Below are 21,181 nucleotides of genomic sequence, written 5' to 3'. Positions count from 1 at the left end.
CCGCAGAAGATTTTTCCAACCCCGCGCACCTGCCTGACAGGAATTTACGCCCGGCATCACGGCAGGCACCGCGCATCCCCTTCATAATTCGCCTGATTTTTCACCATGGTCTACGCTCAGTTCAGTTTCCCTTCCCCGGAGGTGCCTCATGAGCAACAACGCCTTAACACGCTATATCGTGACCTTTCACTATCAGGAATCGGGATTAAGCGACATCCTGGAACTGACCAGCGCCATGACAGCGGCCGGTTTCACCACCACCCTGGCTGACGATGAGGGCCACCCGCATGAACTCGGGACCAACAGCTTTGGTATTGTCAGCCCGCTGTCGCCTGAAGCGCTGCAGCAGCAGGCCACTGCGGCGGGTGAAAGCGTGCTGGGTCAGCGGCCGGACGTGACCGTGACGACCTTCGAAGCGTTTCTGCGCGACACCGCTGAACATCGCCCCACCCGCTCCGCACCAGAATAAGAGGTGCAATCGGGCTGGTTTTGGTGAATATTTACGCAGTACAATCTGTCTTACGCAGCGAATAACGAGGATAGCCCAATGTGGTCAGCCATTAGTCGTCTGTTAAGCGAGCAGTTAGGCAATGCCGAAATCACCGAACGTCACGCCCTGGCCGGCGGCGACATCCATCCCACCTGGCGTATCCGCTACGGTGATCACGACGTGTTCGTCAAAAGTAACAGCCGGGACAGGCTGTCACTCTTCACCTGGGAAGCTGACCAGCTGGCGCTGCTGGCGCGCACCGGCACGGTTCGCGTGCCGGAGGTCTATGGTGTAGGCCAGCACCGCGAGGAGAGCTTCCTGCTGCTGGAATATATTCCGCCTCAGCCACTTGATGAGCAGAGTGCCTGGCGGCTCGGGCAGCAGCTGGCGCACCTTCATCAGTGGAGCGAGCAGACACAGTTCGGTCTCGATTTCGACAACAACATCACCACGACTCCTCAGCCCAACAGCTGGCTGCGCCGCTGGTCGGTCTTTTTTGCCGAGCAGCGCATCGGCTGGCAGTTACAGCTGGCGGCAGAAAAAGGGGTGCTCTACGGGGATACCGAGCTGATCATTGCTGCCGTGCAGCGGGTGCTGGCCTCCCATCATCCGCAGCCGTCGCTGCTGCATGGCGACCTCTGGCCAGCCAACTGTGCCAGCAGCCACAGCGGCCCCTGGGTGTTCGATCCTGCCTGCTACTGGGGTGACCGGGAGTGCGATTTAGCTATGCTGAGCTGGTACCCCGACCTGCCGCGTCAGATTTACGACGGCTATCAGTCGGTCTGGCCGTTACCGGATGGGTTCTCGCAGCGTCTGCCGGTCTATCAGCTCTACTACCTGCTGAACCGGGCTAACGTCTTTGGCGGGCACTGGCCGGACGACGCACAATTCGCCATCGGCCAGTTGCTGGAAGAGGATGCGCTGAGCGCCAGTCAGGCCAGACCGGCCTGACGACGCCCTCAGATAAAGCCGAGCAGCGACAGCACGAAATAACCGGCTACCGCAATGACCACGGGCAGGATGTAAAGCGGGAAGATCTGCAGGAAGATGGTGTGACGGGGTACGCGCACCTTCTCTTCCAGCTGCTGACGGCTTCGCCCTTCGCTGCCCTTTGCCTGCTCCAGGATCATCTGATCTTCAATGCCCTCTCTGACATGACGGGCCTGACGCCCCATGCGCGCGCCGGATGACTCCAGGGCCAGTCCGACAAAAATCAGGATGTAGATCAGCCAGAATCCCAGGTTCATCTGACCATTAAATTCCGGCACCGGGGAGTTGTGCCAGAAGATGTTCAGGAAGGGGGTGTTAAAGCGAAGCATATCGACGATAACATGAACAAAGTCGAGCATTACCGCGTCGATACCTGGCTGCTTCTCACTGTGCTTAAACATAAAGCTCAGCACCGAAATAATGGTCGACAGCAGCGCCACCAGAAAGAGCACCCAGCCTGCCACACGCTTAAGGATGGCGATGCGGCCAGCCTGTTGATAGGTCATAATATCTCCTGAACCCGAAATCCGATTTGCCGTAAGTCTACCTGCCAATGAAGAAATTTCCCAAAAAAAGCATGGCCGACGGGCGAAGCGTGCGCCAGCCGGGAATGATGCTATGGTAAAACCGACTTTAAAAGGAGACCTCTGATGCCCTATCACCGCCCTGTCCTCGCCGCCCTGTTTGATATGGATGGTTTACTGATCGATTCTGAGCCGCTGTGGGATCAGGCTGAACTGGATATCTTTTCAACGCTGGATGTTGACCTGTCACGTCGCAGTGAAATGCCCGACACGCTGGGTTTGCGCATCGACCAGACGGTGCGGATGTGGTACGAAACGCTGCCGTGGCAGGGTCCGTCGCAGCAGGAGGTCACGGAGCGGATTATCGTGCGCGCCATGACGCTGGTGGATCAGACCCGTCCCCTGTTGCCGGGCGTGGAAACCGCACTGCAACTCTGTCAGGAGCAGGGACTGAAGATTGGCCTGGCGTCCGCCTCTCCGATGGCGATGCTGGAACAGGTGCTGGAGATCTTTAATCTGCGCCACTATTTTGATGTGCTCTCCTCCGCAGAAGCTCTGCCCTACAGCAAGCCCCATCCGCAGGTCTATCTCAATGCCGCCGCCAGTCTGGGGCTCGATCCGCTGAACTGCGTCACGCTGGAGGATTCGTTTAACGGCATGATCGCCACTAAAGCGGCCCGCATGCGGTCGATTGTGGTACCCGCCGCTGAGCACCGCGACGATCCGCGCTGGGCGCTGGCAGATGTCCGGCTGGACACCCTGACGCAGCTTAGCCCGATCCATCTGAAAGGCTGACCCCCCGCCCGCTTTAAGCGGGCTTTTTTTTGCTCAGGCGTTCTGCGGTTGATCTGAATCTCAAAAAATTAAAACAGCGTTTCATTTTTATTGAATCACTGTCTCACTCTGCCTAAGATGCCCACATCGTCCCCTGATCGGGGGATGAATAACCTGACTCCAGAGGGGCACGAGATGGACATTCGCCAGAGCATTCACAGCGATCATGCTAAACAACTCGACACTGACGCACTGCGCCAGGCATTTCTGATTGAAAAGATATTTACCGCCGATCACTACACCCTGACCTACAGCCACATTGACCGCATCATTACGGGCGGCGTCATGCCGGTGAATCAGCCGGTCACGATGGGGGATGAGATGGGCAAACAGCTGGGCGTCGCCTGGTTTCTCGAACGCCGTGAACTGGGCATGATCAATATTGGCGGTCCGGGTCTGGTGGAGGTGGATGGCAAAACGTGGGAAATCGGTCACGAAGAGGCGCTCTATATCGGCAAAGGGGCGCGCGATCTGCTGTTTCGCAGCCTCGACGCATCGCAGCCCGCAAAATTTTATTTCAACAGTGCACCGGCGCACACCACCTTTCCGGACAGAAAGATCACGCTGCAGGAGGCGGTCAACGCCACGCTGGGCGATGCGGCAAGCGCTAATTGCCGCACCATACACAAATTTATCGTGCCCGACGTGTTGCCTACCTGTCAGCTCACGATGGGCCTGACCAGGCTGCATGAGGGCAGTCTCTGGAACACCATGCCCTGTCACACCCACGAACGCCGCATGGAAGTCTATTTCTATTTCGACATGAGCGAAGATCACGCCGTCTTCCACATGATGGGAGAGCCGCAGCAAACCCGTCATCTGCTGGTTCATAACGAGCAGGCGGTGATCTCTCCCAGCTGGTCGATACACGCGGGTGTCGGAACCCAGCGTTACGCCTTTATCTGGGGAATGGTGGGTGAGAATCAGGTCTTTGATGATATGGACGCGGTCAGAATTAGCGAACTGCGTTAAGCGGAGGACAAGCCGAATGGTACTGAACAGATTTGATTTAACAGGCAAAGTCGCCATCGTGACCGGCTGTAATACCGGGCTTGGCCAGGGGATGGCACTGGGGCTGGCGCAGGCTGGCTGCGACATAGTGGGTATCAACCGCATCGAACCGACTGACACGCAGCATAAAGTGGAAGCACTTGGCCGCCGCTTCTGGTCCGTTTCCGCCGATCTGATGTCTCCTGAGCTCATCCCGCAGGTCGCGGAAGAGGCGGTCGCCGCGGCAGGCAGAGTGGATATCCTGGTCAACAATGCCGGGATTATCCGTCGTGAGGATGCCCTGAAATTCAGCGTGCAGGACTGGGATGATGTGATGAATATCAACTGCAAGACGGTGTTTTTCCTCTCACAGCAAATCGCGCAGCGGTTTATCGCGCAGGGAAGCGGCGGCAAAATCATTAATATTGCGTCAATGCTCTCGTTTCAGGGAGGCATTCGCGTTCCCTCTTACACCGCCTCAAAAAGCGCTGTCATGGGCTTAACCCGTCTGATGGCTAACGAGTGGGGACGGCATGGCATCAATGTTAATGCTATCGCGCCAGGCTACATGGCGACCGATAATACCGAACCCCTGCGCAAAGATGCGGCGCGCAGCGCTGAGATCCTTGACCGTATTCCGGCAGGCCGCTGGGGCGTGCCGGATGACATGATGGGGCCGGTGGTCTTTCTGGCCTCGTCTGCAGCTGACTATATTAATGGTTACACGCTGGCGGTTGATGGCGGCTGGCTGGCCCGCTAGAAGACGGGGTGAGCCGTGACATGCCGCGGCTCGCCCTGTAAAAAAATTCACTGTTAGTTACAGCGTCACATGTTCTCATTTACTGGATAAATCCCTATACTGGATGCATCGACAGTTTCTTAGCATCCAGGTTCTATCATGACGGGCGAAGGCCACATCATTTTTGCCATTGCCAGCGCTATTTTTGCCAAACGTGCGGAGCTGACCCCGGTTCTGGCGCAGGCCGACTGGTGGCATCTCGTTCCCTCAGCCCTGCTGACATGTCTGTTGCCCGACATCGATCACCCTAAATCCCTGCTGGGACAGCGGCTGCGCTGGCTCTCACAGCCGATTGCGCGCGCTTTTGGTCACCGGGGCTTTACCCATAGCCTGCTGGCGGTGGCCGCCGGTTTATGGCTTTTTCAGATTAACCTGCCCAAGTCGTCACCCATACCGCCTGATGTCTTGCAGGGTCTGACCCTGGGCTACCTCAGCCATATAGTGGCCGATATGCTGACGCCTGCCGGGGTGCCATTGCTGTGGCCCTGCCGCTGGCGCTTCCGCCTGCCGATTCTGCGCAGCCAGAAAGGCAATCAGCTTGAGCGGGTATTGTGTCTGGGTCTGGTGGGCTATGCGCTCTGGTTTCCGGTGGGAATGCCTTCCTTTGGTGCAAACGGCTGGCCGACCCAGCTGTTCGATACGCTGCAGAATGGGGTCGGACGGTTAATTTCCAGTCATACCGCGCAATAAACCCGCAAAAATCAACAGTTAGTTATAAACCATGCCATTTGGATATAAGGCAGCCTCTCCGGCTGCTGTTACCATTCCTGCTGTCTTAATTCGTGATTAACATTATGCGGCCTCTCCCGGACGACAGGCCGCATTACTCTGGAGTTTCGGTATGGACCTTCCTCTTACGTTTAATATCGCGGCCTTCGTGGTGCTGCTGGTATTACTCTCCCGCTTCAGCCGCCATAGCTGGAGCCTGTCGAAGAAAGTGTTGATCGGTCTGGTGATCGGTGTGCTGTTCGGCCTCGTGCTGCAGCTGATCTACGGTGAAAACAGCGCCGTGGTCAAAGCGTCGATCAGCTGGTTTAACATCGTCGGCAATGGCTATGTCCAGCTGCTGCAGATGGTCGTCATGCCGCTGGTGTTCGTCTCGATTCTGAGTGCGGTCGCCCGTCTGCATAACGCCTCGTCGCTGGGAAAAATCAGCGTACTAACCATTGGCGTACTGCTCTTTACCACCGCGATTTCTGCGCTGGTCGGCGTCTTCGTGACCGGTCTGTTTGGCCTCAGCGCGGAGGGTCTGGTGCAGGGTGTCCAGGAAACCGCACGCCTGAGTGCGATCCAGAGCAACTATGTCGGCAAGGTCTCCGATCTGAGCGTGCCTCAGCTGGTGCTCTCCTTTATCCCGAAAAATCCATTTGCCGATCTGACCGGTGCCAGTCCGACCTCCATCATCAGCGTGGTCATTTTTGCCGCCTTCCTGGGGATGGCCGCTCTGCAACTGCTGAAAGATGACCAGGAGAAAGGTCAGCGGGTGCTGGTGGCGATTGACACCCTGCAGTCGTGGGTCATGAAGCTGGTGCGTTTAGTGATGAAGCTGACGCCGTATGGCGTGCTGGCGCTGATGACTAAAGTCGTGGCCGGTTCTAACCTGCAGGACATCATCAAGCTGGGCAGTTTTGTGGTCGCCTCTTACCTCGGTCTGGCGATAATGTTTGCGGTTCATGCCCTGCTGCTGTCGGTAAACGGCATCAACCCGCTGCGCTTCTTCCGCAAAGTGTGGCCGGTGATTACCTTCGCCTTTACCAGCCGCTCCAGCGCCGCCAGCATTCCGCTGAGCGTAGAGACTCAGACCCGTCGCCTGGGCGTGCCAGAGTCTGTGGCGAGCTTTGCAGCCTCCTTTGGTGCCACGATCGGCCAGAACGGCTGTGCCGGTCTCTATCCGACCATGCTGGCGGTGATGGTGGCGCCTACGGTTGGCATCAACCCGTTTGATCCGCTGTGGATTGCGACGCTGGTCGGGATCGTCACACTGAGTTCAGCCGGTGTGGCCGGTGTCGGCGGCGGCGCGACGTTTGCCGCCCTGATTGTGCTGCCTGCGATGGGCCTGCCGGTGACCCTGGTTGCGCTGCTGATCTCTATCGAGCCGCTGATCGATATGGGCCGTACCGCCCTGAACGTCAATGGCTCCATGACCGCCGGTTCACTCACCAGCCGCTGGTTAGGCCTGACCGACAGGCGCGTGCTGGAAAGTGACGACCACGCCGAACTGGCGCACCGTTAATCTCTGCTCAACCTGGCGCATCCGCGCCAGGTTAATCCCTTTCCGCTCTCCATAATCTTCCCTGTTCATGGCGACGCCGTTAAGAAAGCGTTAAGCGTGGTAAACAGGCGAAAATCCGCCGCTTTAGCGCTTGTCTTTCTTCTTTAAAAAGCGAATTCTGCCTCCACTCGTCTGTGGAGAATACCCGATGAAAAAAATGATCGTCTCACTTCTGACGCTGACACTCTTAGCGCCCGCCCTGGCTTCTGCGCATCCCGGCGGCTGGGGCCCACCAGGAGGATGGGGACCGCATGAGGGATGGAGCCGGCACGGTGGCCCCGGTCCGCGCTGGGGAGGGCCAGGTCCGTTGCGCTTTCTGCCCGAGGCCGCCACCGCCGTGTTGATTGGCGGGCTGACCTACTACCTGCTCAACGGCAACTATTATCAGCGTCACGGTGAGGAGTATGTCGTGGTGGCGCCACCGCCAGAGACGCGGATCAGCGGTGAGATGCGGGTGCTGGATTTTAACGGCAGGCGTTTTTATGTACAGGATGGCCACTACTACAAGCGGCAGATTGACGGCGATTATGTCGAGGTGCCGCGCCCGGCAGGGTTGTAACGGCAGGCTTGCCACCCACTCTTCGCGCCGGAAGGCATAAAACAGTGCCCCAACGAAAAACGGCCCGTCATGAAGACGGGCCGTTTACCATTCAGAAGCAGCGATTACTGCTGAACCTGCGGATCGGTGTCATACTCCGCGCAGCTCTGGAAGCCGTAGTTCATAACACGGCCGGTGTCGTTATAGCTCACGAAGTAAGTCTGTGCTTTACCGTCGCGCTGACCCAGAACATACGTCTGGCAGGTGCCGCGCGCGTGAACCATGGTAATTTCAGTTGAAGGCGAACCGGCGATCTGACGAACCTGATCGCGGGTCATCCCCTTTTTAACATCCTTAACGACTGGCTTAGTCACGTAGCTTTCCGCACGATCGTAAGTCGTACAACCAGACAGTGCCGCCAGTGTCAGCGCCGCAGCGATACATCCCATCACCTTCTTCATCTTGTTGTTCCTCATTTATTGTCCATGTGGCATCAAGCCTGGAACATAAATGCAGGTTTATCAAGTTTATGGCGGCCTTTTTGTGGCAGACGGAATGTCAGGATTCCGTAAAGAAGGCTGTTTTGCTGTCAACAGAGACGTATACTCCCCGGCATCTGAACCCTCTGATTTTGCGCCGTTTCCGTGACGCTGTCCTGCGCGGATGCCGATCAGGGTGCCCGCCGCACTGCCGGACGCTCTCTGGCGCAGGCTGGCCCGCTTTCTCTTCACCCCATCGCTGACGACCCCGAGGAATAATGACTCCTGCTCACTCTAACCGCCTGGTTTATGCCATCACGCTGGGCCTGCTGGCCGCACTGGGCCCGCTCTGTATCGATCTCTATCTGCCCGCTCTGCCTCAGATGGCGCGGGACCTCAACACCGAAACCGCCACGGCTCAGCTGAGTCTGACCGCCGGCCTGCTGGGGCTGGGAGTTGGCCAGCTGCTGTTTGGCCCGATGAGTGATAAGTTCGGCCGTCTGCGTCCGCTGACCCTGTCACTGGTGCTGCTGTTTATCGCCTCGCTGGGCTGCGCACTGGCGCAGGATATCCACCAGCTGCTGGTGGCGCGCCTGTTCGAAGGCTTAGCCGGGGCCGGTGGCGCGGTGCTGTCACGGGCGATAGCGCGCGATATGTACAGTGGTCATGAACTGACGCGATTCTTTGCCCTGCTGATGCTGGTCAATGGCCTGGCGCCCATCGGCGCACCGGTGCTGGGCGGCGTGCTGATGACGATCGTCAACTGGCGCGGCATTTTTATGGTGCTGGGCGGCATTGCCATTCTGCTGATCCTGCTGGCGCGCTGGAAGCTGCATGAGACGCTGCCGGAAGCCCGCCGCAGCAAAGGATCGATCTTCTCCGCTTACGCCGCGCTCGGCCAGGTGGTGACCCATCGTCCTTTCATGGGCTTCTGTCTGACCCAGGGCTTTATGATGTCGGGCATGTTCGCCTACATCGGCGCCTCTCCGTTCGTGCTGCAGCAGCTCTACGGTCTGTCGCCGCAGGCGTTCAGCTTCTGCTTTGCGGCCAACGGCATCGGTCTGGTGATCGCCTCCCAGACCAGCGCCCGCCTCTGCCCGTTGTGGGGCGAATATCGGGTGCTGAAAGGCGGCCTGACGCTGGCCTTTGTCGCCTCCAGCCTGCTGCTGCTCTGCGCCCTGTTTCAGGCCCCGCTGGCGCTGCTGCTGGTCGCGCTGTTCTTTACCATCGCCAGCAATGGGGTGATTGCCACGACCGCCTCCTCACTGGCGATGCAGAGTCAGGGCCATCGCGCTGGCAGCGCCTCTGCGGTGATTGGTGTCACCATGTTCACGCTGGGGGCGATTACCGTGCCCATCACCGGCATCGGCGGTACCTCGGTGCTGAGCATGTGCGGCACGATCTTCGGTTGCTTTATGCTGGCCATTTTAATGTTTACCGTGCTGGCGAAAAAACCCGAGCCTCAGCGAAAAACTCACTGATTTCGCAATGGTTAGCGCGAATCAGTTAGCGCTTTGGCTTGTTGTTTTCGTGAAGGCACGTTAGCTTTAATAACACGTTCGCATCGAGCCGACAGGCCACTGACCTGAGGAGAAGTTCATGTCACTGCAGCAGGAAATTATTGAAGCCCTGGGTGTGAAGCCCACTATCGACGCCGATCAGGAAGTGCGGGTCAGCATCGATTTTCTCAAAGCCTACCTGAAACGCCACAGCGGACTGAAAACGCTGGTGCTGGGGATCAGCGGCGGCCAGGACTCTACCCTGGCGGGCGCGCTGTCGCAGCGGGCCATTACGGAGCTGCGTGAAGAGACCGGCGATAACGACTACACCTTTATTGCCGTGCGTCTTCCCTATGGGGTGCAGGCGGATGAGCAGGATTGCCAGGACGCGCTGGCCTTTATTCAGCCTGACCGCTCACTGGTGGTTAACATCAAAGAGTCGGTCCTGGCCAGCGAGCGCGCGCTGAAAGAGGCCGGGATTACCCTGTCCGATTTCATCCGCGGCAATGAAAAAGCGCGTGAGCGCATGAAGGCGCAGTACAGCATCGCCGGCATGACCAAAGGCGTGGTAGTCGGTACCGATCACGCTGCGGAAGCGGTGACCGGCTTCTTCACCAAATATGGTGACGGCGGCACCGACATTAACCCGCTGTTCCGCCTTAACAAGCGTCAGGGCAAGCAGCTGCTGAAACATCTTGGCTGTCCGGAGCACCTCTATCTGAAGAAGCCGACCGCCGACCTGGAAGATGACCGTCCGGGCCTGCAGGATGAAGTGGCGCTGGGTGTCACCTACGAGATGATTGATGACTATCTGGAAGGAAAAAGTATCCATCCTGACAGCGCGAAAATCATTGAAGGCTGGTATCTCAAAACCGAGCACAAACGTCGTCCGCCGATCACGGTTTTCGACGATTTCTGGAAGTAATCCTGCGCCTCCTTTGCACGGGCAAGGGAGGCTCCTTTCACTCACGCTGTTGATCGCTCCATGCCTGCCACCGTTTCACGCGCCACCCTGATCGGGCTTATCGCCATTCTGCTCTGGAGCACCACTGTCGGCCTGCTGCGCAGTGTCAGCGAGGCCTTTGGTGCCACCGGCGGCGCGGCGCTGATCTACACCACCACCGCCTGTCTGCTCTGCCTGACCCGGGGTCTGCCCAGGCCAGGGGCGATGCCTGCGATCTATCTCTGGATCGGCGGCGTGCTCTTTGTCGGCTATGAGATGGCGCTGGCGCTGGCTATCGGACTGGCGAGCGATCGCCGTCAGTCGCTGGAGCTGGGGATGATCAACTATCTCTGGCCCTGCCTGACGATCGTGCTGGCGATCCCGTTTAATCAGCAGCGTTTCCGCGTCTGGCTGTGGCCCGGTCTGCTGCTGTCGCTGCTGGGCATCATCTGGGTAATGAAAGGCAGCGGCAGTGGCGCGCCGGCGCTGCTGTGGCAGAACATGCTGCGCAATCCCGTCGCCTATGCTCTCGCCTTTCTGGCCGCTCTGACCTGGGCGCTCTATAACAATTTCACCCGCCGCTATGCGCGCGGTGCCAACGGCGTCACGCTGTTTTTTATCCTGACCGCGCTGGCGCTGTGGCTGAAATTTGCCGTCAGCCCGACGCCGCTGACCTTTGCGCCGCTGCCGCTGCTGGAAGTCCTGTTTGTCGGCCTCTCCACCGCCATCGCCTATTCCGCCTGGAATCACGGCATTCAGCAGGGAAACCTGACGCTGCTGGCGACGGCCTCCTACTTTACGCCGGTGCTGTCGGCCCTGCTGGGATCGCTGTGGCTCGGCCTGACGCCACCGCTCGCTTTCTGGCAGGGCGTGGCGATGATCACCCTGGGCTCCCTCATCTGCTGGCTGGCGACACGGCCGCGCTGATCAGACGGCTGGCGATCATTTCACCGGTTTGTTATGCTGTATGGACAACCAGTAAATGGAGTCCACTTTGGTCAGACGTGCTGCCTCGCATCGCCTCGAACCCGACGCGAATGCGCTATATCAATATCCCGAACACCTGCGTGAGTGGCTGGAAGGTCTGCCGAATCACCCTGGCGTCTACACCTTCCACGGCGAGAGTGAGTCGCTGCCGCTCTATATCGGCAAAAGCGTGAATCTGCGCTCCCGGGTGATGTCCCATTTTCGCACCCCTGACGAGGCGAAGATGCTGCGTCAGTCGCGACGCGTCAGCTGGATCCCCACCGCGGGCGATCTCGGCGCGCTGCTGCTGGAAGCACAGATGATCAAAACCCAGCAGCCGCTGTTTAATAAACGCCTGCGCAAAAACCGGCAGCTCTGTTCATTGCAGATCACCCACGGCAAACCCGAAGTGGTCTACGCAAAGGATCTTGATTTCAGCCAGTCACCTAATCTCTTCGGGCTCTATCGCAGCCGGTTTGCTGCGCTGGAACGGCTCAAGCAACTCGCCGATGAGTATAAGCTCTGTCACGGTTTGCTGGGTCTGGAAGCCCTGAGTCCGCAGCGGGGCTGCTTCCGTTCGGCACTGCGCCGCTGCGCCGGGGCCTGCTGCGGTAAAGAGCCGGTCAGCGATCACCATGATCGGCTGCTGGAAGCGCTGGAGAACGTGCGGGTCTTCTGCTGGCCGTGGCAGGGTGCCGTGGGGCTGGTGGAAGAAGGCAAACAGATGACGCAGATCCACGTCATCGACCACTGGTTCTATCTGGGGTCGGTCAGCAGCATGGAAGAGGCAAAAAAACTGCAGCGGCCCAAAGGGGGATTCGATCACGACGGCTACAAAATCCTCTGCCGTCCTATCCTCTCGGGTGACTACCCTATCCTGCCGCTATAAAAAAACCGCCGGTGCTGTCCACTTACCTGCAGTGGACAGCACCGGCGGTCTCAGATGTATCGCTTAGCTCAGATTATTCAGCCGGTGGTGCCGGTGGCGCCATGTTGCCTTCGCGCGGGCCTTTTTCGGTCAGGCGCTGCTCAAAGTTGGCGTTGTACTGTTTCTTCTGCGCCGGCGTCAGCACGTTATAGAGCTTGTTCTGGGTTTCCAGCATCTTCAGCGCATGCTCTTTACCGTTGGCAGACATCTTCTCTGCCTGCGCTTCGGCTTTGCTCTTATCGAAGCTGTCAGCCGCGATGATGTCGTGCATCGCACGGCGATCATCCTGTGACGGACGCTGCATATCTTTGTGGCTCTCTTTCATGATGTCGCGCATCTGGGTTTTCTGCGCGTCGGTCAGATTCAGACCATGGAACATCATCTCCATGCCGTGGCGCATTGGCGGCTTATGCATCGCTTTTTCGCTGCCGGCTGGCGGAGGCGTCAGGGAATCCGCGGCGGCATGGACGGCGCTGGCTGCACCAAACGCCAGCGAAGAAGCCAGTAACAGGGAAGTCAGTTTGCGCATAATAGTGTCCTTATGATTCATGATAATGACGACAGCACTCTGTCGCGTCTTCGGAAACAAGAATACGACGCTGAACGTCAACTACTCAGAGCCTGAGTAAAGCCGTGAAAGCATAAAAGACAAAAATCCGGCAATCATGAAGAGAATGAGAAGAAAGGCGTGAGGAATTGAAAAACTTTATGAATTTACAGCGAATTTCGAAGAAATCGTGGAGGAGTGTAAGGGTTTCGGCAGGAAAGCGGAAGAGGATCTCCCGCTTTCCTGCCGATTTTTAGCGCGGATCGCTGTAACCCGTCAGCTGCCCCCCGTCAGAGAGGCAGCGCCTGGGTCTGTTCGCCCTCTTCAATCAGCATCAGGCCGGCTCGCAGTCCGGCAGCAACGCCGGGATTCGGGAAAAGCACATATTCCCGTGCCTGCTGCACGTAGTAGCGGGTATCCCCATCCTCGGCCAGCAGCGTGCCCTGAGGAAAGGCGGTAAAGTTCAGCGTCTCCAGCGTCATGTGCAGCCTGAAGTGCTCACTCAGCCGGGTGACCTGCTGCGCAACCCGATAGTGGCGCGGCTTCACGCGGGTGGCGGGCATGGGGTCACCAAAGAGCAGCGCCGCCAGCGCCTGCTGTACCGCACTGAACTGGCGCAGGTCGTTTTCGCCGAACGGCAGCGCCTTCCCCAGCTCCAGGGTGCAGCTGGCCGCACCGAAATGTTCACAGCTGAAATGGGTAAAGGTTCCGCCCGGTGCGCGATGAAAGACCAGCGCCTCCAGACCGGCAGCCGCCAGCCAGTCGAGAAACGCGGGAGGCCAGGGACGATCGTTTTGCGGCATGACGCCGAACTGCGGATGGTATGAGCCGCGAATCGCCGTGTGCATATCGAGATGCCAGCGCGTCTCATCGCATTCGCCCAGCAGCCAGAAGTTCTCCAGCGCCTGCTCCAGCCGCAGCACGCGGCGCGCCTCATCGCCATCGTCCACCTGCTGCCAGCGTCCGCCAAACAGCCGGTTAATATCATAACGGACATAGCGTTTGCCAGTGCGCAGCGCAGAGGGATTGCCCAGAATCACCAGCATCCGCTGCTGTAACGGCTTTTCGCCGCGAAGCAGCGCATTGACCAGCTGATTCATGATTTCCACCGGGGCCGTTTCATTGCCGTGGATCCCGGCGGAGAGCACCAGCGCCTGCTTAACGGGCACAACCGGCTCCATCAGCAGGATGCCGTGATACAACCACTGCCAGCGAAGATGCGCCGTTTCCCCCCTGCGCTTTCGCGGTGCCTCACCGGACAGCGTCTGCTGCAAAAAGTCCTGCATCGTTCCTCCTTTACGCCTCAGGCAGGTGGCAGCCCGTGCTGCCATCGCCTTCACTGCTGAAATGCATACACATTTCCTAAGTCTAGCAGCTTCGTCAGTTCATCCAGCGCGTCACGACCCTCCCGCAGCAGCTGCGGATCCACCAGGTCGGCCTGGGTCAGCCGATCGCGGTAGTGGCGGTCGACCCAGCTGTTCAGGGCGACGAACAGCCGATCGTTCATCAGCACGGCGGGATTGACGGCCTGCTGCTCCTGAGGCGTCAGTACCACCCGCAAACGCAGGCAGGCTGGCCCACCGCCGTTGTACATACTTTCACGCAGATCAAACACCTTCAGATCCTTCAGCGGCCCATCCCCTTCCACCTGCTCGCACAGGTAACGCCAGACCTCCGGATGCTGACGCGACTCTTCCGGCAGCACCAGCATCATGGTGCCGTCGGGACGGCTCAACAGCTGACTGTTAAACAGATAGGTGTCGACCGCATCTTTTACCGACACCCGATTCTCCGGCACTTCCAGCGCCACAAATCCGGGCACGCGTGCCCGAAGCTGCGCCAGCAGTGCAGGCTGATCGACAAATGCCTGCTGATGGCAGAAGAGCATCTGCTGGTTACTCACCGCGATTACATCGTTATGAAAAACCCCCTGGTCGATAACCGCCGGATTCTGCTGCGCAAACAGCAGGTGTTCAGGTGAGAGCTGATGCAGACGGGCGACCGCTTCACTGGCCTCGCGCGTCTGGCGCGCCGGATAGCGCTGCGGGGCTTTCCCCTCATGGCTGCTGTCGCGGCCATAGACAAACAGCTGTACGCCCCGCTCGCCATAGTCGCCCCCCAGGCGGTTGTGATTTGCGGCCCCTTCATCGCCGAACATCGCCACCTGAGGCAGCGCATCGTGCACCGCAAAATGGTCTCTGTCGCGGAAGATGGCGCGCAGCAGCCCGGCGGTTTCCGGGGCTTCCATCGCGCGGTGAAATTTATTGTTCAGGTTGGCCACCGTCAGGTGAACCCGGCCATCACCGCTGTCGGCTGACGGCGACACGGTGGCCGCATTGGCGACCCACATCGCCGAGGCGGAACTGGCCGCAGAGAGTAAGCCCGGCGCGGTTTTCCCGGCCGCCGCCACGACCTGCTCGTCACTGCCACGGAAGCCAAGCTGGCGCAGCGCCGCGATATTAGGACGCTCATGCGGGGGGATCACCCCCTGCACAAACCCCATATCGGCCAGCGCCTTCATCTTCAGCAGCCCCTGCTTTGCCGCCAGACGGGGGTTCGAGGGCTGCAGCTGATTGCGGGTTGAGGCTTCATTACCAAATGAGAGCCCGGCATAGTGGTGGGTCAACCCCACCAGACCGTCAAAGTTCGCTTCGGTGGCCTTCATAGCAACGTCTCCGAGGGTGAGAAATCCAGGCCTGGTGAGAGCGTGGCGGGCAGCGTCAGGTCCGGCGACTCCAGCGAGGCCATCGGCCAGGCGCAGTAGTCTGCCGCGTACCAGGCGCTGGCCCGATGGTTACCCGAGGCCCCAATGCCGCCAAACGGCGCGGTACTGGCGGCACCGGTGAGCGGTTTGTTCCAGTTGACGATGCCGGCTCGCGCCTCCAGCAGCAGCTGATCAAACTGCGCGCGCAGGGGGGAGATCAGGCCACACGACAGGCCGTAGCGGGTCTGGTTCGCCAGTGCTATCGCCTCGTCAAAGGTGTCGTAACGGATCACATTAAGCAGCGGGCCAAAAACCTCCTCATCCGGAATGCCCTGCACGCCGGTGATATCAATGATGCCGGGCGTCAGGATCGCGCTGTGGCGATCCGGCCAGCGCATCGCCAGCAGCACCTCGCCGCCCGCCTCCACCCGCCGCTGCCACTCCGCCATGATCTTCTCTGCCGCGCCGGTTGAAATCACGCTGCCCATAAAAGGGGGCGGTTCGGCATCCCAGGCCGCCGGCTGCAGCCGGCCTGCAACCTCCACCAGCCGCTGCAGAAACGCCTCTCCCGCCGCTCCGCGCTTCACCAGCAGGCGACGGGCACAGGTGCAGCGCTGTCCCGCCGTAATAAAGGCGGATTGCAGCGTGATGTTGACCGCCGCATCCAGGTCCGCCGGATCCTCGACAATCAGGGCATTGTTGCCGCCCATCTCCAGCGCCAGCATCTTTTCAGGCTGACCGGCAAACTGGCGATGCAGCTGATAGCCGGTATGGGCACTGCCGGTAAACAGCAGGCCGTCGATCTGGCTGCAGCTGGCCAGCGCCTGGCCCGTTTCACGTCCGCCCTGCAGCAGCGCCAGCACACCGGCAGGCAGGCCTGCCGCCAGCCAGATCTGCACGGTTTTTTCGGCGGTCAGCGGCGTCAGCTCACTGGGTTTGAAGACCACGCAGTTTCCCGCCAGCAGCGCCGGCACGATGTGGCCGTTTGGCAGATGACCGGGGAAGTTATAGGGGCCGAACACCGCCAGCACGCCGTGGGGACGATGGCGCAGGGAACTTTCGCCCTGCTGCTGTTCACCGGTGCGGCTATGGTAAGCCTTCACTGAAAAGCCGATTTTATTGATCATCGCCGCCACTTCGGTCAGCGCTTCCCAGCGCGGTTTCCCGGTTTCACGCGCAATAGTGTCGGCCAGTTCCGCTTTTTGCGCGTCCAGACCGGCCGCAAATTTTTCGATGATGGCCTGACGCTCCGCCAGCGGGCGGGTTGCCCAGCCCGGAAACGCGGCGCGCGCCGCCTCGCAGGCGGCGGCGACCTGCTCTGCTGAAGCCGCCTGCCCCTGCCAGAGCGGTTCCCCTCTCACCGGGTCCGCTTTCGTCAGGTGCTCTGCCTCACCGCTCTGCCACTCTCCCTTAATCAGGTGCGTCATGCTGTTTTCTCCTCTTTGCAGAGCGTCACCACCCGCAGGCTGTCGCCCGGCTGGCAGTGGAGCGCCCGCATCTGTTCGTCCGTCAGTTTTATGCTGTCACCGTCGGCATCTGCCGGGATTAGCGCGACACGGAACTGGCGGTAATGGTTATTGGCGACCAGGCAGAGCGGTGCATCCGCCGGATTTTCACCCCGCTCTGCGCCGCGCAGCCGGCTTTTGCGAATGGCGCGGATGCGGTCAATGTCGCACTCCAGTGTCGGGCCGCCATCAAAGATGTCGATATAGTTGAGGTAGCGGAAGCCCTCCGCTTCCAGTACGGCCCGGGCAGGTGCCGTCTGCGGGTGAACCTGGCCGATGACCGCCTGCGCCTCCGGGGTCAGATAGTCGATGTAGAGTGGATGTTTCGGCATCAGCTCGGCGATAAAGGCTTTCTGGCCGGTGCCGCTGAGGAAGTCCGCTTTGCTGAAGTCCATTGAGAAGAAGCGGCTGCCGACGCTCTCCCAGAAGGGTGAGTGGCCCTGCTGATCGCTGACGCCCCGCATCTCCGCGACTACCCGCTCCATAAAACGGTCACGGAAGTTAGCCATAAACAGGAAGCGTGATTTGGAGAGCAGATAGCCATTTTTGCCGTCACGATACTCAGGGTCGAGAAACAGGGTGCAGAGCTCGCTGCTGCCGGTATGGTCGTTACTCAGCGACAGGGTCGGCAGCGCGGCGTAGACGTTCAGCTCTTTCGACGCGTGCACCTGCGTGCCGACGCGGAAGTTATACCAGGGGTCCTGAAGGCCCACCGCCACTTCAATGGCGCAGATGCCCACAGCACGATTATCTTCACTGTCGGCCAGCACAAAGACGTAGCCCTGCTCAGCGCGCGGCAGCGTATCCTGCCAGGTTTGCAGCGATCGATCGATTCGCGCCTGAAGCGTGGCGCTATCGACCGGCAGCGAGGTCAGCCCGCCGCCGGTTTTGCCTGCCAGCGTCATCAGCTGGCTTAAATCATCGCGTTCAACCGGACGGATTACCATCATGATGCGGACCCTCGTACCAGGCTTTCACAGGCCTCGGCAAAGCGTGCCATACCCAGCTTCACCTCCTGCTCGCTGATGTTCAGGGCCGGGGCAAAACGCACCACGTTCGCACCCGCAATCAGCACCATGACGCCCATCTCAGCGGCAGCCAGGTTAATCGCTTTGGCTTTGCCGGCATACGCATCGCTCAGCACCGCACCTATCAGCAGGCCCAGGCCGCGCACCTCTTTAAACAGCTGCAGACGCTGGTTGATCTCCCCCAGAGCCGAGACGATCCACTGGTGACGCTCTGTCACTCCCGTCATAAAGTCCGGCTGATTGACCAGTTCCATCACTTTACCGGCCACCGCGCCCGCCAGCGGATTACCGCCATACGTGGTGCCGTGTGTGCCGACACCCATCACGCTCGCCAGATCGTCGCGCGTCAGCATCGCCCCAATGGGGAAGCCACCGCCGAGCGCTTTGGCGCTGGTCAGGACATCGGGTGTGACGCCGTAGTGCATATAGGCATAAAGCGAACCGGTGCGGCCCACGCCGCTCTGCACTTCATCAAAAATCAGCACGGCCTGATGCCTGTCGCAAAGTTCACGCAGTCCGCGCAGGAACGCCGGATCGGCAGGCAGCACGCCGCCCTCCCCCTGGATGGGTTCCACAATCACTGCGCAGGTCTGGTCATTAATGAGTTCCGCCGCGGCCGCCAGGTCATTAAACGGGGCGTGCTGGATGGCAGGTGGCAGCGGCGCAAAATCCTGAGAGTAAGCGGGCTGACCCCCGGCGGTAACGGTAAACAGCGTGCGGCCATGAAACGCATTCTTAAATGCCACAATGCCACTTTTCTGCGGGCCGACCCGATCGTGGGCCACTTTGCGCGCCAGCTTCAGCGCCGCTTCGTTGGCCTCCGCACCGGAGTTACAGAAAAAGACCCGATCAGCAAAGGTGGCATCAATTAACTGCTTCGCCAGTCGCAGGATCGGCTCATTGGTGTAGCCATTGCCGGTGTGCCATAAACGGGCGGCCTGCTCCTGCAACGCCTGTTGTAATGCCGGATGCGCATGCCCTAACGCATTCACGGCGATGCCACCGGCGAAGTCGACGTAGTCTTTGCCATTCTGATCCCAGACGGTTGAGCCCTCCGCGCGAACCGGGACAAATGTCGCGGGTGCATAAACCGGCATCATCCATTGATCGAAATCGTGACGTGAAACGTGCAGTGCCATAACCCATTCTCCTGCTTTCCCGGTCGGGTAAAGCTATTGTTTTAAAATTGTTAAGGGATGTTGTAATGCAGCCCTACTGTAGAGTGCAGTTAACGTGCCAGCCAGAGAATTAACTGCATAAAATCGTCACCCTGACGCAATATCAATAAGTTACACGCCGCTGATATTCACTTTTTTTGCATATATAGTGAATAATTGTCTGATTGCAGCGGCAGAGCCGGGTTTTAAATAGCGGAATTATGCAATCGCGGGATGAAATATCGCTTTTGTGATCGCTGATAAACAATCACTCCGCAAAAGGCCCGAAGAGTGCCCTGTTTTAGCGCAGCCTGCCTCGCGACGGTGCAGGATGAGGCGCAGAATATTCAGCGAGAGGATGACGACATGCCAGGATTTAACAGAATCTTTTCATTTAAGCGGGCAGTTCGACGTCTGGCCTGATTATTTTTTATGCGGATAAATATAATGAAAACGATTTCTTCTGCATTATTCCCGGCGTGATGATTGGCAGCGGAATAACCTTTGAAATAAAGATGAACAGATATTACTACGCAGACTAATGGTTAGAATAAAACCCTTATCGCTTATTTGCGTTAATGCCTTATCCATAATTTAATCAGCGGGAATGATGATTTAAAAACATACAAAATGCCGGGAATAGAAAAGCAACACCCACCAATTAGCAACTGATAATCATCACTTTTTTATTAAAAACGATAAAATCCATCAGAAGAAATGCTTATTACATCCGAATTTAATCGTCTTTCAGACACGCATTTTTCTTTACTGAATATGCATATCACATTTTGTTACTTTTATTGCGCTTTGTGATTTTAACTTTTTGTGTCATTTTCTTTTCTCCCCGCAGCCGGGGCATAATAATTAATGAATACAGGGTAATGAATAGATGATGAAGCGCACTTTACTGGCGGCTGTCATGCCGTTACTGCTCGGCCTCTCTTCAGTGCAGGCCGCAGAAATTTATAACAAGGATGGAAATAAGCTGGATCTGGTCGGCAAGATTAACGTGTCGCACCTCTTTTCTGACGACGATAAGAACAACGGTGATACCTCCTCTTATTCCCGCCTGGGTTTTAAAGGCGAAACAAAGATTACCGATCAGCTGACCGGCTACGGTTTCTGGCAGTATCAGTACAGCCTGCACAACTCAGAAGGCAGCGATGCGCAGAGCGGCAACCGTACCCGCCTGGGTTACGCTGGCCTGAAGTTTGGCGAAGCCGGTGCGCTGGATTATGGACGTAACTACGGCCTGGTATATGACGCGCTGAGTTACACCGATATGCTGCCCTTCTTTGGCGGCGATTCCGGCTACACCGACGCCTTCCTCTCTGGCCGCTCAACCGGCGTGCTGACCTGGCGTAACAGCGATTTCTTTGGCCTGGTTCAGGGATTAAATGTTGCCGCGCAGTATCAGGGTAAAAACGATCGCAGCGCTAACACCGACGGCGTACGTCGTTCTAACGGCGATGGCTTTGCCCTCTCTGCCTCTTATGACTTCGATTTCGGCCTGAGCTTCGCCGGGGCCTTTGCCAGCCTGGATCGCACAACGGCGCAGAACGCCGCCCCACGCGGTGAAGGCGAAAAAGCGCAGCACTGGGCGACCTCAGTGAAATATGATGCGAACCAGGTTTATCTGGCCGCGATGTATGGTGAAACCCTGAACGCCACGCCGATCACCAACGGTTTCGCAAACAAGGCGCAGAACTTTGAAGCCGTTGCTCAGTATCAGTTCCTGAATGGTTTCCGTCCGTCTGTGGGTTACGTCTCATCGAAAGGTAAAGACATTGAGAATATCGGCGACGCCGACATTGTCAAATACACTGCAGTGGGTGCGACCTACTACTTCAACAAGAATATGTCGGTCTATGGCGAATACCGCATCAACCTGTTGAAAGACAACAACCCGCTTAAACTGGCCACGGATGATATTACGGCCGTGGGTCTGATATATCAGTTCTGATGCCCATACGGGCCCGGCACACGCT

The 21,181-nt window shown here is 58.5% G+C and carries 21 protein-coding genes; 13 read left to right on the top strand and 8 right to left on the bottom strand.

Annotation, left to right across the window (positions count from 1 at the left end; translation table 11 throughout):
- Window positions 1-148: 148 nt before the first annotated feature.
- The gene (gene ghoS, locus HFD97_RS04430) at window positions 149-469 is read left to right on the top strand and encodes a type V toxin-antitoxin system endoribonuclease antitoxin GhoS (RefSeq protein ID WP_009090539.1); all 321 of its coding nucleotides are present in this window, start codon (window positions 149-151) and stop codon (window positions 467-469) included.
- A 78-nt stretch (window positions 470-547) separates the two neighbouring features.
- Window positions 548-1,441, top strand: a complete 894-nt coding sequence (locus HFD97_RS04425; RefSeq protein ID WP_009090540.1) for a fructosamine kinase family protein — start codon at window positions 548-550, stop codon at window positions 1,439-1,441.
- Between the two features lie 8 nt (window positions 1,442-1,449).
- On the opposite strand, the gene HFD97_RS04420 is transcribed toward HFD97_RS04425, so the two are convergent.
- Entirely contained in the window at window positions 1,450-1,986 is a 537-nt protein-coding gene (locus HFD97_RS04420; protein ID WP_009090542.1) for a YniB family protein, read from the bottom strand.
- 144 nt (window positions 1,987-2,130) lie between these two features.
- On the opposite strand from HFD97_RS04420, the gene hxpB reads away from it, so the two are divergent.
- From hxpB to HFD97_RS04390, 6 genes are all read left to right on the top strand, one after another.
- Window positions 2,131-2,799, top strand: a complete 669-nt coding sequence (gene hxpB, locus HFD97_RS04415; protein ID WP_167430906.1) for a hexitol phosphatase HxpB — start codon at window positions 2,131-2,133, stop codon at window positions 2,797-2,799.
- 174 nt (window positions 2,800-2,973) lie between these two features.
- Window positions 2,974-3,810: a 5-dehydro-4-deoxy-D-glucuronate isomerase gene (gene kduI, locus HFD97_RS04410; RefSeq protein ID WP_150030061.1), complete on the top strand. Its 837-nt coding sequence runs from the start codon at window positions 2,974-2,976 to the stop codon at window positions 3,808-3,810.
- A 16-nt stretch (window positions 3,811-3,826) separates the two neighbouring features.
- The gene (gene kduD, locus HFD97_RS04405; protein ID WP_167430907.1) at window positions 3,827-4,588 is read left to right on the top strand and encodes a 2-dehydro-3-deoxy-D-gluconate 5-dehydrogenase KduD; all 762 of its coding nucleotides are present in this window, start codon (window positions 3,827-3,829) and stop codon (window positions 4,586-4,588) included.
- 138 nt (window positions 4,589-4,726) lie between these two features.
- Window positions 4,727-5,317 carry a metal-dependent hydrolase gene (locus HFD97_RS04400; RefSeq protein ID WP_009090554.1) on the top strand — a complete coding sequence of 197 codons (591 nt, stop codon included), beginning with the start codon at window positions 4,727-4,729 and terminating at the stop codon, window positions 5,315-5,317.
- A gap of 151 nt (window positions 5,318-5,468) precedes the next feature.
- Window positions 5,469-6,860 carry an L-cystine transporter gene (locus HFD97_RS04395; protein ID WP_167430908.1) on the top strand — a complete coding sequence of 464 codons (1,392 nt, stop codon included), beginning with the start codon at window positions 5,469-5,471 and terminating at the stop codon, window positions 6,858-6,860.
- Between the two features lie 187 nt (window positions 6,861-7,047).
- Window positions 7,048-7,458: a DUF6515 family protein gene (locus HFD97_RS04390; protein ID WP_167430909.1), complete on the top strand. Its 411-nt coding sequence runs from the start codon at window positions 7,048-7,050 to the stop codon at window positions 7,456-7,458.
- Between the two features lie 104 nt (window positions 7,459-7,562).
- Here HFD97_RS04390 and osmE read toward each other — a convergent pair whose 3' ends face one another.
- Complete coding sequence (gene osmE / locus HFD97_RS04385) at window positions 7,563-7,898, bottom strand: osmotically-inducible lipoprotein OsmE (protein ID WP_009090559.1); 336 nt, start codon at window positions 7,896-7,898, stop codon at window positions 7,563-7,565.
- Window positions 7,899-8,194: 296 nt separating this feature from the next.
- Between osmE and HFD97_RS04380 the strand changes: the two genes are divergently transcribed.
- From HFD97_RS04380 to cho, 4 genes are all read left to right on the top strand, one after another.
- Window positions 8,195-9,397, top strand: a complete 1,203-nt coding sequence (locus HFD97_RS04380) for a multidrug effflux MFS transporter (protein WP_150029997.1) — start codon at window positions 8,195-8,197, stop codon at window positions 9,395-9,397.
- A gap of 118 nt (window positions 9,398-9,515) precedes the next feature.
- On the top strand, window positions 9,516-10,340 hold the full coding sequence (nadE, locus tag HFD97_RS04375; protein ID WP_009090562.1) for an ammonia-dependent NAD(+) synthetase: 825 nt from the start codon (window positions 9,516-9,518) through the stop codon (window positions 10,338-10,340).
- A 60-nt stretch (window positions 10,341-10,400) separates the two neighbouring features.
- Window positions 10,401-11,285 carry an aromatic amino acid DMT transporter YddG gene (gene yddG / locus HFD97_RS04370; protein WP_167430910.1) on the top strand — a complete coding sequence of 295 codons (885 nt, stop codon included), beginning with the start codon at window positions 10,401-10,403 and terminating at the stop codon, window positions 11,283-11,285.
- A gap of 67 nt (window positions 11,286-11,352) precedes the next feature.
- Window positions 11,353-12,213 carry an excinuclease Cho gene (gene cho, locus HFD97_RS04365; RefSeq protein WP_167430911.1) on the top strand — a complete coding sequence of 287 codons (861 nt, stop codon included), beginning with the start codon at window positions 11,353-11,355 and terminating at the stop codon, window positions 12,211-12,213.
- Between the two features lie 73 nt (window positions 12,214-12,286).
- Here cho and spy read toward each other — a convergent pair whose 3' ends face one another.
- The 6 genes from spy to HFD97_RS04335 all read right to left on the bottom strand — a co-directional run bounded on the left by spy (window position 12,287) and on the right by HFD97_RS04335 (window position 19,175).
- Window positions 12,287-12,781 (bottom strand): ATP-independent periplasmic protein-refolding chaperone Spy, encoded by a 495-nt coding sequence (gene spy, locus HFD97_RS04360; protein ID WP_009090567.1) that lies wholly within the window; start codon window positions 12,779-12,781, stop codon window positions 12,287-12,289.
- A 308-nt stretch (window positions 12,782-13,089) separates the two neighbouring features.
- Window positions 13,090-14,085, bottom strand: a complete 996-nt coding sequence (gene astE, locus HFD97_RS04355; protein ID WP_167430912.1) for a succinylglutamate desuccinylase — start codon at window positions 14,083-14,085, stop codon at window positions 13,090-13,092.
- Window positions 14,086-14,135: 50 nt separating this feature from the next.
- Entirely contained in the window at window positions 14,136-15,464 is a 1,329-nt protein-coding gene (astB, locus tag HFD97_RS04350; protein ID WP_167430913.1) for an N-succinylarginine dihydrolase, read from the bottom strand.
- Window positions 15,461-16,930, bottom strand: a complete 1,470-nt coding sequence (astD, locus tag HFD97_RS04345) for a succinylglutamate-semialdehyde dehydrogenase (RefSeq protein WP_167430914.1) — start codon at window positions 16,928-16,930, stop codon at window positions 15,461-15,463. The genes astB and astD overlap by 4 nt, the downstream gene beginning before the upstream one ends.
- A complete protein-coding gene (astA, locus tag HFD97_RS04340) occupies window positions 16,927-17,958 on the bottom strand; it encodes an arginine N-succinyltransferase (RefSeq protein WP_167430915.1) in 1,032 nt (343 codons plus the stop codon). The genes astD and astA overlap by 4 nt, the downstream gene beginning before the upstream one ends.
- Window positions 17,955-19,175: an aspartate aminotransferase family protein gene (locus HFD97_RS04335; RefSeq protein WP_167430916.1), complete on the bottom strand. Its 1,221-nt coding sequence runs from the start codon at window positions 19,173-19,175 to the stop codon at window positions 17,955-17,957. Before HFD97_RS04335 ends, astA begins: the two co-directional genes overlap by 4 nt.
- A 907-nt stretch (window positions 19,176-20,082) precedes the next feature.
- Between HFD97_RS04335 and HFD97_RS04330 the strand changes: the two genes are divergently transcribed.
- On the top strand, window positions 20,083-21,156 hold the full coding sequence (locus HFD97_RS04330) for a porin (RefSeq protein WP_280116731.1): 1,074 nt from the start codon (window positions 20,083-20,085) through the stop codon (window positions 21,154-21,156).
- Window positions 21,157-21,181: the final 25 nt, after the last annotated feature.

Source organism: Pantoea sp. EKM103V, assembly GCF_011800365.1.
Taxonomy (GTDB): domain Bacteria; phylum Pseudomonadota; class Gammaproteobacteria; order Enterobacterales; family Enterobacteriaceae; genus Pantoea; species Pantoea anthophila.
This window is presented reverse-complemented; position numbering and strand designations above follow the sequence as displayed.

Excerpts from the sequence above, each read along its gene's own strand:
- astB (WP_167430913.1), bottom strand. The coding sequence starts at position 15,464 with ATGAAGGCCACCGAAGCGAACTTTGACGGTCTGGTGGGGTTGACCCAC.
- yddG (WP_167430910.1), top strand. The coding sequence starts at position 10,401 with ATGCCTGCCACCGTTTCACGCGCCACCCTGATCGGGCTTATCGCCATT.
- HFD97_RS04395 (WP_167430908.1), top strand. The coding sequence starts at position 5,469 with ATGGACCTTCCTCTTACGTTTAATATCGCGGCCTTCGTGGTGCTGCTG.
- astE (WP_167430912.1), bottom strand. The coding sequence starts at position 14,085 with ATGCAGGACTTTTTGCAGCAGACGCTGTCCGGTGAGGCACCGCGAAAG.
- HFD97_RS04330 (WP_280116731.1), top strand. The coding sequence starts at position 20,083 with ATGATGAAGCGCACTTTACTGGCGGCTGTCATGCCGTTACTGCTCGGC.
- HFD97_RS04380 (WP_150029997.1), top strand. The coding sequence starts at position 8,195 with ATGACTCCTGCTCACTCTAACCGCCTGGTTTATGCCATCACGCTGGGC.
- nadE (WP_009090562.1), top strand. The coding sequence starts at position 9,516 with ATGTCACTGCAGCAGGAAATTATTGAAGCCCTGGGTGTGAAGCCCACT.
- HFD97_RS04420 (WP_009090542.1), bottom strand. The coding sequence starts at position 1,986 with ATGACCTATCAACAGGCTGGCCGCATCGCCATCCTTAAGCGTGTGGCA.
- HFD97_RS04400 (WP_009090554.1), top strand. The coding sequence starts at position 4,727 with ATGACGGGCGAAGGCCACATCATTTTTGCCATTGCCAGCGCTATTTTT.
- HFD97_RS04425 (WP_009090540.1), top strand. The coding sequence starts at position 548 with ATGTGGTCAGCCATTAGTCGTCTGTTAAGCGAGCAGTTAGGCAATGCC.
- hxpB (WP_167430906.1), top strand. The coding sequence starts at position 2,131 with ATGCCCTATCACCGCCCTGTCCTCGCCGCCCTGTTTGATATGGATGGT.
- spy (WP_009090567.1), bottom strand. The coding sequence starts at position 12,781 with ATGCGCAAACTGACTTCCCTGTTACTGGCTTCTTCGCTGGCGTTTGGT.
- astD (WP_167430914.1), bottom strand. The coding sequence starts at position 16,930 with ATGACGCACCTGATTAAGGGAGAGTGGCAGAGCGGTGAGGCAGAGCAC.
- astA (WP_167430915.1), bottom strand. The coding sequence starts at position 17,958 with ATGATGGTAATCCGTCCGGTTGAACGCGATGATTTAAGCCAGCTGATG.
- osmE (WP_009090559.1), bottom strand. The coding sequence starts at position 7,898 with ATGAAGAAGGTGATGGGATGTATCGCTGCGGCGCTGACACTGGCGGCA.
- kduI (WP_150030061.1), top strand. The coding sequence starts at position 2,974 with ATGGACATTCGCCAGAGCATTCACAGCGATCATGCTAAACAACTCGAC.
- HFD97_RS04335 (WP_167430916.1), bottom strand. The coding sequence starts at position 19,175 with ATGGCACTGCACGTTTCACGTCACGATTTCGATCAATGGATGATGCCG.
- ghoS (WP_009090539.1), top strand. The coding sequence starts at position 149 with ATGAGCAACAACGCCTTAACACGCTATATCGTGACCTTTCACTATCAG.
- kduD (WP_167430907.1), top strand. The coding sequence starts at position 3,827 with ATGGTACTGAACAGATTTGATTTAACAGGCAAAGTCGCCATCGTGACC.
- HFD97_RS04390 (WP_167430909.1), top strand. The coding sequence starts at position 7,048 with ATGAAAAAAATGATCGTCTCACTTCTGACGCTGACACTCTTAGCGCCC.